Origin of the sequence: Pseudomonas sp. MIS38 (genome assembly GCF_019891575.1) — a bacterium.
GTDB classification, from domain to species: Bacteria; Pseudomonadota; Gammaproteobacteria; order Pseudomonadales; family Pseudomonadaceae; genus Aquipseudomonas; species Aquipseudomonas putida_A.
The window spans coordinates 43,538-61,412 of sequence record NZ_JAFLXF010000013.1 but is presented as its reverse complement, the minus strand read 5'-3'; the positions used below and the strand labels follow the sequence as shown (position 1 = coordinate 61,412).

Below are 17,875 nucleotides of genomic sequence, written 5' to 3'. Positions count from 1 at the left end.
GTAACAACCCGACCAATCAGGCGGAAAGTCTCGTGCTAGAGAGGCCAGCCGTCGTGACCCTTTGGTCAGCGGGCGGCATTATACATAGGTAGCTGGCAATCTGCCGATGGTTCATATGCAACGATTCTCGTCCATTGGTCTAAAGGTCGCAGGGGCGGGTGGGGCGTAGAGTCGCTGCGAATGCTTGAGTTTGGCGCTTTTCCCTTTGCTTTCAGGGTTGTACGAAACCAGATGTGCCCGCGCCGTGAACAGAGGGTTTGCGTGTTGATTTAACTGGGTTACGCTCGAACCAAGCCAGATGTTCAATCCAAACAATGGAGTTCAGCATGGGTTACAAGAAGATTCAGGTTCCAGCCGTCGGCGACAAAATCACCGTCAATGCAGACCATTCTCTCAATGTTCCTGATAACCCGATCATCCCCTTCATTGAAGGTGACGGCATTGGCGTCGACGTCAGCCCGGTGATGATCAAAGTGGTTGATGCTGCCGTGGCCAAGGCCTATGGGGGCAAGCGCAAGATTTCCTGGATGGAGGTTTATGCTGGCGAAAAAGCGACCCAGGTCTACGACCAGGACACCTGGCTGCCCCAGGAAACCCTGGACGCCGTCAAGGATTACGTGGTCTCCATCAAGGGCCCGCTGACCACCCCGGTCGGTGGTGGCATCCGCTCCCTCAACGTAGCCCTGCGCCAGCAACTCGATCTGTATGTGTGCCTGCGTCCCGTGGTGTGGTTCGAAGGTGTGCCAAGCCCGGTGAAAAAGCCTGGCGACGTCGACATGGTGATTTTCCGCGAGAACTCGGAAGACATTTATGCCGGTATCGAATGGAAGGCCGGCTCCCCTGAGGCCACCAAGGTCATCAAGTTTCTGAAAGAAGAAATGGGCGTCACCAAGATCCGTTTCGACCAGGATTGCGGTATCGGCATCAAGCCTGTTTCCAAGGAAGGCACCAAACGTCTGGTGCGCAAGGCCCTGCAATACGTGGTGGACAACGACCGCAAGTCGCTGACCATCGTGCACAAGGGCAACATCATGAAATTCACCGAAGGTGCCTTCAAGGACTGGGGCTACGAGGTGGCGAAGGAAGAATTCGGCGCCGAGCTGCTCGATGGCGGCCCATGGATGAAATTCAAGAACCCGAAAACCGGCCGTGAAGTCATCGTCAAGGACGCCATCGCCGACGCCATGCTCCAGCAGATCCTGCTGCGTCCAGCCGAGTACGACGTAATCGCCACGCTGAACCTCAACGGTGACTACCTCTCCGACGCCCTGGCGGCGGAAGTGGGCGGTATCGGTATCGCGCCGGGCGCCAACCTGTCCGACACCGTGGCCATGTTCGAGGCGACCCACGGTACCGCGCCGAAGTACGCCGGCAAGGACCAGGTCAACCCGGGCTCGGTAATTCTGTCGGCCGAGATGATGTTGCGTCATTTGGGCTGGACCGAAGCGGCTGACCTGATCATCAAGGGCACGAACGGCGCCATCAAGGCCAAGACTGTGACCTATGACTTCGAACGTCTGATGGACGGTGCCACGCTGGTGTCTTCTTCGGGCTTCGGTGAGGCGATCATCAAGCACATGTAAGAGTGGCAGTCGCAACGAAACCGCCCGGCTCGAGTGATCGAGCCGGGCGGTTTGTTTTCTGGCAGGTGTTCGGGTTGCTTCAGCTGGTCACTGATTGGTGCTGAGCGGCTGTCGAGGCACTATCTTTTGCTGTCTCGACATTCTGAATTTTTGTCGCGTGCAGGCCTTTTGGCCCTTGCACGATCTCGAATTTGACGATTTGCCCGGCTTTGAGGGTTTTGTACCCGTCCATTTCAATGGCGGAGTAGTGAGCAAAGAAATCGATGTCCTTGCCATCCTCGTCCTTCCCCTCGCGGGCATCGGTATTGATGAAGCCGAATCCCTTGGCATTGTTGAACCACTTGACCTTGCCGACAGCCATGCTCAAATCCCTCTGCAACAGACTCCATCGCTGGAGTATCATCCAGGACATCCGCAATCTAATCCGTTAAAAGGATTGACTCCGCGGATCTTTTTTACCCACTGTGGGCTCTATTGGTTGTAACACCGTTTTCCCGATAGTCAAGGTGACCGGGCAGTCGGAGTTGAAAAGGTGTACAGCCGCCCCCACCACTGTATTTGCACAACTGACGAACCTTTCTTTCCATGCATGCAATCAGCCAGATTCGACTAACATTCAATCAGGATCGCCCGCTTCTCCAAAAGGATCATCCAGAGGAGCACGACGACGATTCGGCAGGCGTTGCTGTTCAGGAAGCAAAGCCTGCGTTACAGGCGCCGCCGATGTACAAGGTGGTTTTGTTCAATGATGACTACACACCGATGGATTTCGTCGTCGAAGTGCTCGAGGTGTTTTTTAACCTGAATCGCGAGCTGGCGACCAAGGTCATGCTGGCCGTTCACACAGAAGGACGGGCAGTATGTGGAGTGTTTACCCGCGACATCGCCGAGACAAAGGCCATGCAGGTCAACCAGTACGCCAGGGAAAGCCAGCATCCGCTACTCTGTGAAATCGAGAAGGACGGTTAATCGCCGACCACTTGGGTATGAGGTGAAGCTATGTTAAACCGCGAGCTCGAAGTCACCCTCAATCTTGCCTTCAAGGAGGCTCGTTCGAAGCGTCATGAATTCATGACCGTCGAACACCTGCTGCTGGCCCTATTGGACAATGAGGCTGCCGCCACCGTATTGCGTGCCTGCGGCGCAAACCTCGACAAACTCAAGCACGACCTGCAGGAGTTCATCGACTCCACCACGCCACTGATCCCCGTCCATGACGAAGATCGCGAAACCCAGCCAACCCTGGGCTTCCAGCGTGTACTGCAACGTGCTGTCTTCCATGTGCAGAGCTCGGGCAAACGCGAAGTAACCGGCGCCAACGTGCTGGTTGCAATCTTCAGTGAGCAAGAGAGTCAGGCCGTATTCCTGCTGAAACAGCAGAGCGTTGCGCGCATTGATGTCGTCAATTACATCGCCCACGGCATTTCCAAAGTGCCAGGGCACGGCGATCACTCTGAAGGTGAACAAGATATGCAGGACGACGAGGGCGGTGAGTCTTCTTCTTCAGGCAATCCGCTGGATGCTTATGCCAGCAACCTCAACGAACTCGCACGCCAGGGTCGGATCGATCCGCTGGTCGGCCGCGAGATGGAAGTCGAGCGTGTCGCGCAGATTCTCGCGCGTCGGCGCAAGAACAATCCGTTGCTGGTCGGCGAGGCAGGCGTGGGTAAAACCGCGATTGCCGAAGGCCTGGCCAAGCGCATTGTCGACAACCAGGTGCCGGATCTGCTGGCCAACAGCGTCGTCTATTCGCTCGACCTAGGTGCACTGCTCGCAGGCACCAAGTATCGCGGTGATTTCGAGAAGCGCTTCAAGGCGCTGCTCAATGAGCTGAAAAAACGTCCGCAGGCGATCCTGTTCATCGACGAGATTCACACCATCATCGGTGCGGGTGCTGCGTCCGGTGGCGTGATGGATGCCTCGAACCTGCTCAAGCCGCTGCTGTCGTCTGGCGACATTCGCTGCATCGGCTCGACCACGTTCCAGGAATTCCGCGGAATCTTCGAGAAGGATCGTGCGCTGGCACGACGCTTCCAGAAGGTCGATGTTGTCGAGCCGTCGGTGGAAGACACCATCGGTATCCTGCGCGGCCTGAAAGGGCGTTTCGAACAGCACCACAACATCGAATACAGCGATGAGTCGTTGCGCGCTGCTGCCGAGCTGGCATCGCGCTACATCAATGACCGGCATATGCCGGACAAGGCCATCGACGTGATCGACGAGGCGGGTGCCTATCAGCGCCTGCAGCCGGTCGAGATGCGCGTCAAACGCATCGAAGTGCCGCAGGTTGAAGACATTGTGGCGAAGATCGCGCGGATTCCGCCAAAACACGTCACCAGCTCCGACAAGGAATTGCTGCGTAACCTGGAGCGCGACCTGAAGCTGACGGTGTTTGGTCAGGATGCGGCGATCGATTCGCTGTCGACCGCGATCAAACTGTCCCGTGCCGGGCTCAAGTCGCCTGACAAGCCAGTCGGCTCGTTCCTGTTCGCAGGTCCTACCGGTGTCGGTAAAACCGAGGCCGCGCGGCAACTGGCCAAGGCGTTGGGTATCGAACTGGTGCGCTTCGACATGTCCGAGTACATGGAGCGCCACACCGTATCGCGTCTGATCGGTGCGCCTCCGGGCTATGTCGGCTTTGATCAGGGCGGTCTGTTGACCGAAGCGATCACCAAGCAACCGCACTGCGTATTGCTGCTCGATGAAATCGAGAAGGCGCATCCGGAAGTCTTCAACCTGCTGCTGCAGGTGATGGACCACGGCACGCTCACCGACAACAACGGGCGCAAGGCGGATTTCCGCAATGTGATCGTGATCATGACCACCAACGCCGGTGCCGAAACCGCGGCGCGTGCTTCGATCGGTTTCACCCATCAGGACCACTCGTCTGATGCGATGGAAGTGATCAAGAAGAGCTTCACGCCGGAGTTCCGTAACCGTCTGGACACCATTATCCAGTTTGGTCGCCTCAGCCATGAGGTCATCAAAAGTGTGGTGGACAAGTTCCTTACCGAACTGCAGGCGCAGCTGGAAGACAAGCGTGTGTTGCTGGAAGTTACCGATGCGGCGCGCAGTTGGCTGGCGGCCGGCGGTTATGACTCGGCGATGGGTGCACGTCCGATGGCGCGTCTGATCCAGGACAAGATCAAGCGTCCGCTGGCGGAGGAGATTCTGTTTGGCGAGCTGGCCGAGCATGGCGGTGTGGTGCACATCGACATCAAGGATGGTGAGTTGACGTTTGACTTCGAAACCACGGCTGAGATGGCCTGACAGCTGTAAAACAAGAGGGCGCCTTCGGGCGCCTTTTTGTTGTCTGATATTTTGGGTGTATATCCGTTTCTGCGGTAACGGCTGCTTAGGGTTCCGCCCTTACGGCGGGTCACCTTTTCCAAACGCCGAAAAGGTAACCCAAAAGGCTTTACCCTGACGTTCGGCCCTCGCTTAGGCTCGGGTTCCTTCGCTCCGGGATTCATCCGGGGAGCAGCGCCTACGGTTTGCTTCGCTGCACCTCCTCTCGCTGTGTTTGGCTGCGCCAAACGGTCGCTGCGCTCCCACCCCGGATAAATCCCTCCACTCAGCCTGCCGACGGGCCCTGAGATCAAAAGCGGTACTCGAGCTAACGCTCATCGTGTTGAGTGGGGCGGCTTCGCCGCATGGGGTGCACGCACTCTGAACTGTAGGAGCCAGCCTGCTGGTGATGGCGGCCTACGAGCCGACCGATCTCTAACTGAATACACTCATTCCAAATGTGGGAGCTGGCCTGCCAGCGATGGCGGCCGACCAGCCTACCAATCTCCAACTGCCTACCCCAATCCACTGTGGGAGCGGGCTTGCTCGCGAAGGCGGCCTGCCAGCCGACCAAACTCCAAATGAAAACACCCAATCCCATGTAGGAACTGCCGAAGGCTGTGATCTTTTGATCTGCTTTGGCTTTGGCTTTTGATGTGGCTTTTGATGTGGCTTTTGATCTTCAACCCCTTCGGCAGGCCGAGCGTAGGTGTCCATCAGGGGGGTGGGCGCGCAGCGCCATGCGGCGAAGCCGCATCCATCGAGAGGAGGTGCAGCGAAGCAAACCGGAGGCGATGCCCCCTGATGGGCACCGTAGCGAGGGAACACTGAGCCTCAGCGAAGTGCCGTACGCCGGGGGTAGCCTTTTTGGTTACTTTTTCGGCGTTTGGAAAAAGTGACCCGCCGTAAGGGCGGAACCGTAATCAGCAACCACCGCAGCAACGGATATGCTCACAAACCCAAACCCAAACCCAAACCCAAACCCAAACCCAAACCCAAACCCAAACCCAAATCGCAGACAAACAAAAACGCCCGGCAAAGCCGGGCGTCTTGTATTGACTTGATTAACGAGCGCGGTAAGTAATGCGCCCTTTGCTCAAGTCATAGGGCGTCAGCTCGACGCGCACTTTGTCACCGGTAAGAATACGAATGTAGTTCTTGCGCATCTTGCCGGAGATATGCGCGGTTACGACGTGCCCATTTTCCAACTCCACACGAAACATGGTGTTGGGCAGGGTGTCGACGACAGTGCCTTCCATTTCGAAGCTGTCTTCTTTCGACATGCAGTAAAGCCCTCGGTGTCCAATGAATGGCCCGGTGCAACTGCGCCAGGCAAAAGCGGCGTGCATTGTGCCCGAAAAAGGGGGTTTAAGCCAAGGGGTTTACGGCTTGCGATCAGTTAAGAATCACCCAGCGCTGATTAATCAGCAATTCAATGGGGCGATACTGGGTCTTGTAGTTCATCTTTTTGCAGTTCTTGATCCAGTAACCGAGATACACCGCCTCTAGCCCCAGGCGCTGGCTTTCGGTGATTTGCCACAGAATTGCGAAACGCCCCAGGCTGCGGCGTTCCTCGTCAGGTTCGTAGAAGGTATAGACCGCTGACAAGCCATTGGGCAGCAGATCGGTCACCGCGACGGCGAGTAACCGTCCGTCGAGACGAAATTCATAAAAGCGCGAGAAGGGCAGATCGCGCACCAGAAAGGTCGAGAACTGGTCACGACTTGGCGGGTACATATCGCCGTCGGCATGGCGCTGCTCGATATAGCGCTGATACAGATCGAAATATTCTTCGCTGAAGTGCGGTTTTACCGGGCGTACCTGCAGATCGGCATTGCGTTTGAAAATGCGTTTCTGCTGGCGGTTGGGCAGGAACTGCGCCACCGGGATGCGTGCAGGCACGCACGCATTGCAATTCTGGCAATGGGGCCGATACAGATGATCGCCGCTGCGACGAAAACCCATTTCCGACAGGTCTGCGTAGACGTGCACATCCATGGGCTGACTCGGATCGAGAAACAGCGTCGTCGCCTGCTCCTCGGGCAGATAACTGCAGGAATGAGGCTGAGTGGCATAGAACTTCAAGCGCGCCAACTCGGTCATGATCAACCCTCGGGATAAGCTGGTGAATTAAGTGTAAGCCACGCGCGCAAAAGTCGCTCAGCAAACCCAGGTGGCACGACTCGGTTGATCCAGGTGGCGAGCCAGATAGTCGGCGAATTCGTGGCGGGGGATCGCGCGGGCGCCGAGGCTGTGCAGATGATCGGTCGGCATCTGGCAGTCAATCAGAACGAATCCAGCGTCTTTCAAATGCTGCACCAGCATGGCAAAGCCGAATTTGGAGGCGTTGTCGGCGCGGCTGAACATCGATTCGCCGAAAAACAGCTGACCCATCGCCAGGCCATACAGGCCGCCGACCAGTTGGCCTTGATCCCAGACCTCTACCGAGTGGGCGAAGCCGCGGCGGTGCAGTTCGAGGTAGGCGTCCTGCATCGCTTCGGTGATCCAGGTGCCGTCGGCGTAATCCCTGGGGGCGGCGCAGGCACGAATCACGGCGTCGAAATCCTGATCGAAGGTCACCTGGTAGCGTTGTTTGCGCAGCAGTTTGCCGAGGCTGCGCGAGACATGCAGTTCGTCGGGAAACAGCACGGTGCGTGGGTCCGGCGACCACCAGAGGATCGGCTGGCCTTCGGAGAACCACGGAAAACAGCCGTGCCGGTAAGCCTGCACCAGCCGATCGGCGGACAGATCGCCACCGGCAGCCAGCAATCCATTGGGATCGCGCATGGCCTTTTCCAGGGGCGGGAAGGTCAGGGAATTGCGTTGTAACCAAGTCAGCATGGCGTCCAGGCTTGCAGAAGGGGGAGGGCAGTGCGGGCATCAGGCCCGCGATAAAGTGTGCCGTTAAATGACAGGAATGTCGTCCAGATACTTCTCCGCGTCCAGTGCCGCCATGCAGCCGGCGCCGGCCGAGGTCACGGCCTGGCGGTAGACGTGGTCGGCCACATCGCCGGCAGCGAAGACGCCGGGGATCTCTGTGGAGGTGGCGTCGCCGTCGCTGCCGCCCTTGACCAGCAGGTAGCCGTCGCGCATTGGCAACTGACCCTGAAACAGGTCGGTGTTGGGTTTGTGGCCGATGGCGATGAACACGCCGGCCAGTGTCAGTTCGCGGGTCTGCCCGCTGTGGCTGTCACGCAGGCGCGCACCGGTCACGCCGCTGGCATCGCCCAGCACTTCGTCCAGATTCTGGTTCCAGTGCAGGCGAACGTTGCCGTTGGCGGCTTTTTCGAACAGTTTGTCCTGAAGGATTTTCTTCGAGCGCAATTTGTCGCGGCGATGGATCAAATGCACCTCTCTGGCGATGTTCGACAGGTACAGCGCCTCCTCGACAGCGGTATTGCCGCCGCCCACCACGGCGACCACCTGATTGCGATAGAAGAAGCCGTCACAGGTCGCGCACGCCGAAACCCCTTTGCCGGCGAAGGCTTCTTCCGAAGGTAGACCCAGATACTGCGCCGAGGCGCCGGTGGCGATGATCAGCGCGTCGCAGGTGTAAGTGCCGCTGTCGCCAATGAGTTCGAACGGGCGCTGCTGCAACTTGGCGGTGTGGATGTGGTCGTAAACGATCTCTGTGGCAAAGCGCTCGGCGTGTTTTTGCATGCGCTCCATCAGCGCCGGACCGGTCAGGCCTTCGACGTCGCCAGGCCAGTTGTCGACTTCGACGGTGGTGGTGAGCTGACCACCGGCCTGCAGCCCGGTAATCACCACCGGTTTGAGGTTGGCACGGGCGGCGTACACGGCGGCGCTGTAACCGGCAGGGCCGGAGCCGAGAATGATCAGGCGTGAATGCTTCGCTGCGTTCATCAAATACACCTCATAAGCCTTTGTCACAAAAGACAATGCATGCTCAAATTGAAACGCAGTATTTGTGCGCTTGGCTATGCTCAGCTATGGGTTGAAGCATGGCATCAGCCGCACAAACCCGTACAATGCCGGGCTGTTACAGAATATTTGTAGAGCGCTGTGTTTATGGCTGTGTTTATAAAAGCTGCGGCACAGTGTTAAAAGTAGTCTCAGATGCGCCGGTTCACTTTTTTACCTGCCTGGATTGGGCAGTTTTTTATCGACATTCAATAGATGGACGCGCCCTGGGCGCAGGAAAAGAAGCGTTTTGAAGAAATCCACCGCAGCACCAAAAACAGTCGTTCCGCTCTGGCGCCAGCAATTGCACTACCGGCTCAAGGAAGGTGCATTGATCGCCATCGGAGCCTTGTGCCTGTTCCTGATGATGGCCTTGCTGACCTACGGCAAGGACGATCCGGGCTGGAGCCACAACAGCAAGATTGACGATGTGCAGAATTTCGGCGGCCCCGCCGGTTCTTACAGCGCCGACATCCTGTTCATGGTGCTGGGTTACTTCGCGTACATCTTCCCGTTGCTGCTGGCGGTCAAGGCGTATCAGATCTTCCGTCAACGCCACGAGCCGTGGCAGTGGAGCGGCTGGCTGTTCTCCTGGCGCCTGATTGGTCTGGTGTTTCTGGTGCTGTCGGGCGCCGCGCTGGCGCATATCCATTTTCATGCGGCCACCGGCCTGCCGGCGGGCGCCGGCGGGGCGCTGGGCGAAAGTCTCGGTGATCTGGCGCGTAACGCGCTGAATATCCAGGGCAGCACGCTGCTGTTCATTGCACTGTTCCTGTTCGGCCTGACCGTATTCACTGACCTGTCGTGGTTCAAGGTGATGGACGTCACCGGCAAGATCACCCTCGACCTGTTCGAACTGTTCCAGGGCGCGATCAACCGCTGGTGGTCGGCGCGTACCGAGCGTAAGCAACTGGTTGCGCAGCTGCGTGAAGTCGATGATCGCGTCCACGACGTGGTGGCGCCGACCGTTACCGACAAGCGTGAACAGGCCAAGGTCAAGGAGCGCCTCATCGAGCGCGAACAGGCCCTGAGCAAGCACATGTCCGATCGCGAGAAGCAGGTGCCGCCGGTTATCGCCCCGGCTCCGGTCAAGGCGCCCGAGCCAAGCAAGCGAGTGCAGAAAGAGAAGCAGGTGCCGTTGTTCGTCGACAGCGCCGTGGAAGGCACCTTGCCGCCGATCTCGATCCTCGATCCTGCGGAAAAGAAACAACTCAATTATTCGCCGGAATCCCTGGCAGCGGTCGGCCACTTGCTGGAGATCAAGCTCAAGGAATTCGGCGTCGAAGTCACCGTGGACTCGATCCACCCGGGCCCGGTGATTACCCGTTACGAAATCCAGCCAGCAGCCGGCGTCAAAGTCAGCCGCATCGCCAACCTGGCGAAAGACCTTGCACGTTCGCTGGCCGTGACCAGTGTGCGGGTGGTCGAGGTGATTCCGGGCAAGACCACGGTCGGTATCGAGATCCCCAACGAAGACCGGCAGATCGTGCGTTTCTCCGAAGTGCTGTCGACCCCCGAGTACGACAACTTCAAGTCGCCGGTCACCCTGGCCCTGGGCCACGACATCGGCGGCAAACCGGTCATCACCGACCTGGCGAAGATGCCGCACCTGCTGGTCGCCGGTACCACTGGTTCCGGTAAGTCGGTGGGCGTGAACGCGATGATCCTGTCGATCCTGTTCAAATCCGGCCCGGATGACGCCAAACTGATCATGATCGACCCGAAAATGCTCGAACTGTCGATCTACGAAGGCATTCCGCACCTGCTGTGTCCGGTAGTGACCGACATGAAGGACGCCGCCAACGCCCTGCGCTGGAGCGTTGCCGAGATGGAACGTCGCTACAAGCTGATGGCGAAGATGGGCGTGCGTAACCTGTCCGGCTTCAACGCCAAGGTCAAGGAAGCGCAGGATGCCGGCGAGCCGTTGAGCGATCCGCTGTACAAGCGCGAAAGCATTCACGACGAAGCGCCGCTGCTGCAGAAGCTGCCGACCATCGTCGTGGTGGTCGACGAATTCGCCGACATGATGATGATCGTCGGCAAGAAGGTTGAAGAACTGATTGCGCGTATCGCGCAGAAGGCGCGTGCCGCCGGTATTCACCTGATCCTCGCGACCCAGCGACCTTCGGTGGACGTGATCACCGGTCTGATCAAGGCCAACATTCCGACGCGTATGGCGTTCCAGGTGTCGAGCAAGATCGACTCGCGGACCATCATTGACCAGGGTGGCGCCGAACAACTGCTCGGTCACGGTGACATGCTCTACATGCCCCCGGGCACCAGCCTGCCGATCCGGGTACACGGCGCGTTCGTTTCCGACGATGAAGTACACCGCGTGGTCGAAGCCTGGAAACTGCGTGGCGCACCGGAATACAACGATGACATCCTCAACGGTGTCGAAGAGGCGGGCAGCGGTTTCGAAGGCAGCAGCGGTGGCGGTGACGGTGATGATCCGGAAGCCGACGCGCTGTATGACGAAGCCGTACAGTTCGTCCTGGAAAGCCGCCGGGCGTCGATTTCCGCGGTACAGCGCAAGCTGAAGATTGGTTACAACCGCGCTGCGCGCATGATCGAAGCCATGGAAATGGCCGGGGTCGTCACCTCAATGAACACCAACGGTTCGCGTGAAGTTCTGGCCCCGGGCCCGGTTCGCGACTGATTGCAAAAGCAAAGGGCGGGACAATGATGTGCCGCCGCTCTCCCAACGAGTATTCAAGAGGACTCCCATGCGTCTTATCCGCATGCTGTTGCCAGTACTGGCGCTGACCACGTTCACGGCCCACGCCGACGACAAGGACGTGGCGCGTCTGACCCAATTGCTGGAAACATCGAAAACCCTGACCGCGAACTTCTCGCAGCTGACCCTCGACGGCAGCGGCACGCAGTTGCAGGAAACTCGCGGTGATATGGTTCTGCAGCGTCCGGGCCTGTTCTACTGGCACACCGAAGCGCCAAACGAGCAGACCATGGTCTCCGATGGCAAGAAAGTCACCCTGTGGGACCCGGACCTGGAACAGGCCACCATCAAGAAGCTCGACGAGCGTCTGACCCAGACCCCGGCGCTGCTGCTGTCCGGTGATGTGTCGAAGATCAGCCAGAGCTTTGACATTAGCGCGAAAGAGGCGGGTGGCGTGATCGACTTCACCCTCAAGCCGAAGACCAAGGACACCCTGTTCGACAGCCTGCGTCTGTCGTTCCGCAACGGCCTGGTCAATGACATGCAACTGATCGACAGCGTTGGTCAGCGCACCAACATCCTGTTCACCGGGGTCAAGGCCAACGAAGCGGTGTCGGCGTCGAAGTTCAAGTTCGACATCCCGAAGGGTGCTGACGTTATCCAGGAATAAGCCCTCAGCCCTGTAGTTCTGTGAAGGGGCTTTTGTGGCGAGGGGATTCATCCCCGATGGGCTGCGAGCAGCCCCAAAAAAGGTGACTGCTACGCAGTCAGTCGGGGATGAATCCCCTCACCACAGGGTTCTCGACAGGCTTTAAGACAATCAGAGGTTTCAACGCTACGTGATGGATCTGTTTCGCAGTGCACCGATTGCCCAGCCACTGGCCGCGCGTTTGCGTGCGACCAATCTGGATGAGTATGTCGGTCAGGAGCACGTGCTCGCTCGCGGCAAGCCTCTGCGTGAGGCGCTGGAGCAGGGTGCCCTGCATTCGATGATCTTCTGGGGGCCGCCGGGCGTGGGCAAGACCACTCTGGCGCGATTACTCGCGGAAGTCTCGGATGCGCACTTCGAAACGGTCTCGGCGGTTCTCGCCGGGGTCAAGGAGATCCGTCAGGCCGTTGAAATCGCCAAGCAGCAGGCCGGCCAGTACGGCAAGCGCACGATCCTGTTCGTTGATGAAGTGCACCGTTTCAACAAGTCGCAGCAGGATGCGTTCCTGCCGTATGTTGAGGACGGCACGCTGATTTTCATCGGTGCCACCACCGAAAACCCTTCATTTGAATTGAACAACGCGCTGTTGTCGCGGGCCCGTGTCTATGTGCTGAAAAGCCTCGACGAGACCGCGCTGCGCAAACTGGTACATCGCGCGCTCACCGAAGAGCGCGGGCTGGGCAAGCGCAACCTGACCCTCAGCGATGAAGGCTTCCAGATGCTGCTGTCGGCCGCCGATGGCGATGGCCGGCGCCTGCTCAATCTGCTGGAGAACGCCTCGGATCTGGCCGAAGACAACAGCGAGATGGGCACCGAGCTGCTGCAAAGCCTGCTCGGCGATACCCGACGGCGCTTCGACAAGGGCGGCGAAGCGTTCTACGACCAGATCTCGGCGCTGCACAAATCGGTACGCGGCTCCAACCCCGACGGCGCGCTGTACTGGTTCGCGCGGATGATCGACGGCGGCTGCGATCCGTTGTACCTGGCCCGGCGCGTGGTGCGCATGGCCAGCGAAGACATTGGCAACGCCGACCCGCGCGCCCTGAGCTTGTGCCTGGCGGCGTGGGAGGTGCAGGAGCGCCTCGGCAGCCCGGAAGGCGAATTGGCGGTGGCTCAGGCCATCACCTATCTGGCCTGCGCGCCGAAAAGCAACGCGGTGTACATGGGTTTCAAGACTGCACTGCGCGCCGCTGCCGAGTACGGTTCGCTGGAAGTGCCGCTGCACTTGCGCAATGCACCGACCAAGCTGATGAAGCAATTGGGCTATGGCGACGAATACCGCTACGCCCACGACGAACCGGACGCCTATGCCGCCGGCGAAGATTATTTCCCGGAAGAGCTTGAACCGATCCCGTTCTATCAACCGGTGCCCCGTGGCCTGGAATTGAAGATCGGCGAGAAGCTCAACCACCTCGCCCAACTCGACCGTTTAAGCCCAAGACAGCGGAGAAAATAGTGCTTCCATTGATCGTTGCGGTCTCCGTCGGCGGGATTGCCGGCACCCTGTTGCGCTTCGCCACCGGCAATTGGGTCAACGCCAATTGGCCGCGGCACTTCTATACCGCGACGCTGGCCGTTAATATCTTGGGCTGTCTGCTGATTGGCGTGTTGTACGGCCTGTTTTTGATACGCCCGGAGGTGCCGATCGAGGTGCGTGCCGGGTTGATGGTCGGCTTCCTCGGGGGGCTGACGACTTTTTCATCCTTTTCACTGGATACGGTGCGCCTGCTGGAAAGCGGGCAAGTGCCGCTGGCCCTGGGCTATGCGGCGATCAGCGTATTCGGCGGGCTGCTCGCGACGTGGGCCGGCCTGTCCCTGACCAAACTTTGATAACGAGAAACCGACATGCTCGATTCCAAACTGTTACGTAGCAACCTTCAGGACGTAGCGGACCGCCTGGCTTCCCGTGGCTTTGCCCTGGATACCGCGCGCATCGAAGCGCTGGAAGAACAGCGCAAGACCGTCCAGACCCGCACCGAAGCACTGCAGGCTGAGCGTAACGCGCGTTCCAAATCCATCGGTCAGGCCAAGCAGCGCGGCGAAGACATCGCGCCGCTGATGGCGGACGTCGAGCGCATGGCGGGCGAGCTGAGTGCCGGTAAGGTCGAGCTGGACGCGATCCAGACCGAGCTGGACTCGATTCTGCTGGGTATCCCCAACCTGCCGCACGAATCGGTACCGGTCGGCAAAGACGAAGACGATAACGTTGAAGTGCGCCGCTGGGGCACGCCGACGCAGTTCGATTTCGAAGTGAAAGACCACGTTGCACTGGGCGAGAAGTTCGGCTGGCTGGACTTTGAAACCGCCGCCAAGCTGTCCGGCGCCCGTTTCGCTCTGCTGCGCGGTCCGATCGCCCGTCTGCACCGCGCTCTGGCGCAGTTCATGATCAACCTGCACGTCAACGAGCACGGCTACGAAGAGGCCTACACGCCTTATCTGGTCCAGGCCCCGGCGCTGCAAGGCACCGGTCAGCTGCCGAAGTTCGAAGAAGACCTGTTCAAGATCGCTCGCGAAGGCGAAGCCGATCTGTACCTGATCCCGACCGCCGAAGTGTCGCTGACCAACATTGTGGCCGGTGAAATCGTCGACTCGAAACTGCTGCCGATCAAGTTCGTCGCCCACACCCCATGCTTCCGCAGCGAGGCCGGTGCGTCGGGCCGTGACACTCGCGGCATGATCCGTCAGCACCAGTTCGACAAGGTTGAAATGGTCCAGATCGTCGAGCCGTCGACTTCGATGGAAGCGCTGGAAGGCCTGACCGCCAACGCCGAAAAAGTCCTGCAACTGCTGGGTCTGCCTTACCGCACCCTGGCGCTGTGCACCGGTGACATGGGCTTCAGCGCCGTGAAAACCTACGACCTCGAAGTGTGGATTCCGAGCCAGGACAAGTACCGCGAAATTTCGTCGTGCTCCAACTGCGGCGACTTCCAGGCCCGCCGCATGCAGGCGCGTTTCCGCAACCCGGAAACCGGCAAGCCTGAGCTGGTACACACCCTGAATGGTTCCGGCCTGGCGGTCGGTCGTACGTTGGTGGCGGTGCTGGAAAACTACCAGCAGGCCGACGGTTCGATCCGTGTGCCGGACGTGCTGAAGCCGTACATGGGTGGCCTTGAGGTCATCGGTTAAATGAAATATCTGCCGCTGTTTCACAACCTGCGCGGCAGTCGTGTGTTGGTGGTCGGTGGGGGGGAAATTGCCTTGCGCAAATCCCGCCTGCTGGCCGATGCCGGTGCGCTGCTGCGGGTGGTCGCACCTGAAATCGAAGCGCAACTGCGCGAACTGGTCAGCGCCAGCGGTGGCGAGTGTCTGTTGCGTGGTTACGTGGAAGCGGATCTGGACGGTTGCGGGCTGATCATTGCCGCCACCGACGATGAAACGCTGAATGCGCAGGTCTCCAGCGATGCCCATCGGCGTTGCGTGCCGGTCAACGTGGTCGATGCGCCGCAGCTGTGCAGCGTGATCTTCCCGGCGATCGTCGATCGCTCGCCGCTGATCATCGCGGTGTCCAGCGGCGGCGATGCGCCAGTGCTGGCGCGGCTGATTCGCGCCAAGATCGAAACCTGGATTCCTTCGACCTACGGCCAACTGGCCGGTCTTGCCGCGCGTTTCCGCAATCAGGTGAAAAACCTGTTTCCGGATGTGCAGCAGCGCCGTGGTTTCTGGGAAGACGTGTTTCAGGGCCCGATTGCCGACCGGCAACTGGCCGGGCAGGGCACTGAGGCTGAGCGGCTGTTGCAGGCCAAGATTGATGGCGAAGCGACTGTTACTACCGGCGAGGTGTATCTGGTGGGGGCAGGGCCGGGTGATCCGGATCTGCTGACCTTCCGCGCCTTGCGCCTGATGCAGCAAGCCGACGTGGTGCTGTACGACCGCTTGGTCGCTCCGGCGATTCTTGAGCTGTGCCGTCGCGATGCCGAGCGCGTCTATGTCGGCAAGCGTCGCTCTGATCACGCGGTGCCGCAGGATCAGATCAACCAGCAACTGGTGGATCTGGCCAAGGCCGGCAAACGCGTGGTGCGCCTGAAGGGCGGTGACCCGTTCATCTTCGGTCGCGGCGGTGAAGAGATCGAAGAGCTGGCGGCCCACGGGATTCCGTTCCAGGTGGTGCCGGGGATCACGGCGGCCAGCGGTTGCGCGGCGTATGCCGGGATTCCGCTGACCCATCGCGATTACGCGCAGTCGGTGCGCTTCGTCACCGGGCACCTGAAGGACGGTTCCACCGATCTGCCATGGGCCGACCTCGTTGCACCGGCGCAGACGCTGGTGTTCTACATGGGCCTGGTGGGCTTGCCGGTGATTTGCGAGCAGTTGATCAAGCACGGTCGCAGCGCGGACACCCCGGCGGCGTTGATCCAGCAGGGCACCACGGTCAATCAGCGGGTCTTCACCGGCACGCTGGCCGACCTGCCGCGACTGGTGGCAGAGCATGAAGTGCATGCGCCGACGCTGGTGATCGTGGGGGAAGTGGTGCAGTTGCGCGAGAAACTGGCGTGGTTCGAAGGGGCTCAGGCGCAGGTCTGAAAACCGAGTTGCCCTCATTCGCGAGCAAGCCCGCTCCCACATTGGATCTGTGTCATGCACAAATCCAATGTGGGAGCGGGCTTGCTCGCGAAGAGGCCCTCAAAAACACCGAATCAATTAACCCCGCCGCCAAACTCCTTTCCCGCTCAGCCGCTCCCGATCATGAGCGATGGTGAAATCCTGCTTCGGCCCCTTCGGCACAATCCCCGTCGGATTGATGGTCTTGTGGCTACCGTAGTAGTGGTTTTTGATGTGCTGAAAATCCACCGTCTCGCCAATCCCCGGCCACTGATACAGCTCTCGCAGCCAGTTCGACAGGTTCGGGTAATCGGCAATCCGCCGCAGATTGCACTTGAAGTGCCCGTGGTACACCGCATCGAAGCGAATCAGCGTGGTGAACAGTCGCACATCGGCCTCGGTCAGGTATTCCCCCGTCAGATAGCGATTGGCGCCCAGCACCCGTTCCAAGTGATCCAGCTCGGCAAACACCTCATCGAACGCCTCTTCATAAGCCTGTTGCGAGGTGGCAAAGCCGGCGCGATACACACCGTTGTTCACCGCCGGATAAATCCGTTCGTTCAGTGCATCAATCTCGCCGCGTAACGGTGCCGGGTAGAAGTCCAGTTCGTTACCGGTCAGGCCATCGAACGCGCTGTTGAACATGCGGATGATTTCCGCCGACTCATTGCTGACAATGCGCTTGAGCTTTTTGTCCCACAGCACCGGCACAGTGACACGGCCGGTGTAGTCCGGGGTGTCGGCGGTGTAGCGCTGATGCATGAAGTCGAAGTGGTCGAGCTTGTCGCCGGTCGAGCCAAGGGTCTGGTCGAAGGTCCAGCCGTTTTCCAGCATCAGCCAGCTGACCACGGACACGTCGATCAGGCTTTCCAGACCTTTGAGCTTGCGCAGGATCAGCGTGCGGTGTGCCCACGGGCAGGCGAGGGAAACGTAAAGGTGATAGCGCCCGGCTTCGGCGGCGAAACCGCCTTCACCGCTCGACCCTGCCTGGCCGTCAGTGGTGACCCAGTGACGGCGCTGCGCCTGTTCGCGCTGGAACGCGCCGTCCTTGCTGCTTTCGTACCACTTGTCCTGCCAGTGGCCGTCGACGAGTAAACCCATGATCAAGACTCCTGAATCCAATAAGCGTTGGAGCCGAGTCTATTCCGATGAGTTCGA

Annotated in this window: 15 protein-coding genes; 9 read left to right on the top strand and 6 right to left on the bottom strand. The window is 59.5% G+C overall.

All coding sequences use genetic code 11. The features are described 5' to 3' along the window. The first annotated feature begins 326 nt into the window (after positions 1-326). Positions 327-1,583: an NADP-dependent isocitrate dehydrogenase gene (gene icd, locus J1G18_RS16230; protein WP_047601677.1), complete on the top strand. Its 1,257-nt coding sequence runs from the start codon at positions 327-329 to the stop codon at positions 1,581-1,583. Between the two features lie 79 nt (positions 1,584-1,662). On the opposite strand, the gene J1G18_RS16225 is transcribed toward icd, so the two are convergent. Continuing rightward, positions 1,663-1,944: a cold shock domain-containing protein gene (locus tag J1G18_RS16225; RefSeq protein WP_027614669.1), complete on the bottom strand. Its 282-nt coding sequence runs from the start codon at positions 1,942-1,944 to the stop codon at positions 1,663-1,665. A gap of 224 nt (positions 1,945-2,168) precedes the next feature. Between J1G18_RS16225 and clpS the strand changes: the two genes are divergently transcribed. Both clpS and clpA read left to right on the top strand, forming a co-directional pair. Next, positions 2,169-2,552, top strand: a complete 384-nt coding sequence (clpS, locus tag J1G18_RS16220) for an ATP-dependent Clp protease adapter ClpS (protein WP_027614670.1) — start codon at positions 2,169-2,171, stop codon at positions 2,550-2,552. Between the two features lie 30 nt (positions 2,553-2,582). After that, positions 2,583-4,853, top strand: coding sequence for an ATP-dependent Clp protease ATP-binding subunit ClpA (gene clpA, locus J1G18_RS16215; protein WP_097088113.1), 2,271 nt, complete (start codon positions 2,583-2,585; stop codon positions 4,851-4,853). 1,082 nt (positions 4,854-5,935) lie between these two features. On the opposite strand, the gene infA is transcribed toward clpA, so the two are convergent. The 4 genes from infA to trxB form a co-directional block, all read right to left on the bottom strand. Then, a complete protein-coding gene (infA, locus tag J1G18_RS16210; protein WP_002553999.1) occupies positions 5,936-6,154 on the bottom strand; it encodes a translation initiation factor IF-1 in 219 nt (72 codons plus the stop codon). Between the two features lie 112 nt (positions 6,155-6,266). After that, positions 6,267-6,974: an arginyltransferase gene (locus tag J1G18_RS16205; protein ID WP_027614671.1), complete on the bottom strand. Its 708-nt coding sequence runs from the start codon at positions 6,972-6,974 to the stop codon at positions 6,267-6,269. Between the two features lie 57 nt (positions 6,975-7,031). Continuing rightward, a complete protein-coding gene (gene aat, locus J1G18_RS16200) occupies positions 7,032-7,712 on the bottom strand; it encodes a leucyl/phenylalanyl-tRNA--protein transferase (protein WP_139054575.1) in 681 nt (226 codons plus the stop codon). Between the two features lie 63 nt (positions 7,713-7,775). Further along, positions 7,776-8,735 (bottom strand): thioredoxin-disulfide reductase, encoded by a 960-nt coding sequence (gene trxB / locus J1G18_RS16195; RefSeq protein ID WP_223008066.1) that lies wholly within the window; start codon positions 8,733-8,735, stop codon positions 7,776-7,778. A 307-nt stretch (positions 8,736-9,042) separates the two neighbouring features. Between trxB and J1G18_RS16190 the strand changes: the two genes are divergently transcribed. The 6 genes from J1G18_RS16190 to cysG all read left to right on the top strand — a co-directional run bounded on the left by J1G18_RS16190 (position 9,043) and on the right by cysG (position 16,699). Then, positions 9,043-11,451, top strand: coding sequence for a DNA translocase FtsK (locus J1G18_RS16190; RefSeq protein ID WP_098968156.1), 2,409 nt, complete (start codon positions 9,043-9,045; stop codon positions 11,449-11,451). Between the two features lie 67 nt (positions 11,452-11,518). Beyond that, positions 11,519-12,139, top strand: coding sequence for an outer membrane lipoprotein chaperone LolA (lolA, locus tag J1G18_RS16185; protein WP_098968157.1), 621 nt, complete (start codon positions 11,519-11,521; stop codon positions 12,137-12,139). A gap of 172 nt (positions 12,140-12,311) precedes the next feature. Next, positions 12,312-13,634, top strand: a complete 1,323-nt coding sequence (locus tag J1G18_RS16180; RefSeq protein WP_003223849.1) for a replication-associated recombination protein A — start codon at positions 12,312-12,314, stop codon at positions 13,632-13,634. Beyond that, the gene (gene crcB, locus J1G18_RS16175; protein WP_223008065.1) at positions 13,634-14,008 is read left to right on the top strand and encodes a fluoride efflux transporter CrcB; all 375 of its coding nucleotides are present in this window, start codon (positions 13,634-13,636) and stop codon (positions 14,006-14,008) included. Before J1G18_RS16180 ends, crcB begins: the two co-directional genes overlap by 1 nt. 15 nt (positions 14,009-14,023) lie before the next feature. Continuing rightward, entirely contained in the window at positions 14,024-15,304 is a 1,281-nt protein-coding gene (gene serS, locus J1G18_RS16170) for a serine--tRNA ligase (RefSeq protein WP_003223852.1), read from the top strand. Further along, positions 15,305-16,699 (top strand): siroheme synthase CysG, encoded by a 1,395-nt coding sequence (gene cysG, locus J1G18_RS16165; protein WP_027614676.1) that lies wholly within the window; start codon positions 15,305-15,307, stop codon positions 16,697-16,699. It begins immediately after the preceding gene. A 117-nt stretch (positions 16,700-16,816) separates the two neighbouring features. Here cysG and J1G18_RS16160 read toward each other — a convergent pair whose 3' ends face one another. Beyond that, on the bottom strand, positions 16,817-17,818 hold the full coding sequence (locus J1G18_RS16160; protein ID WP_134786010.1) for a glutathione S-transferase family protein: 1,002 nt from the start codon (positions 17,816-17,818) through the stop codon (positions 16,817-16,819). Positions 17,819-17,875: the final 57 nt, after the last annotated feature.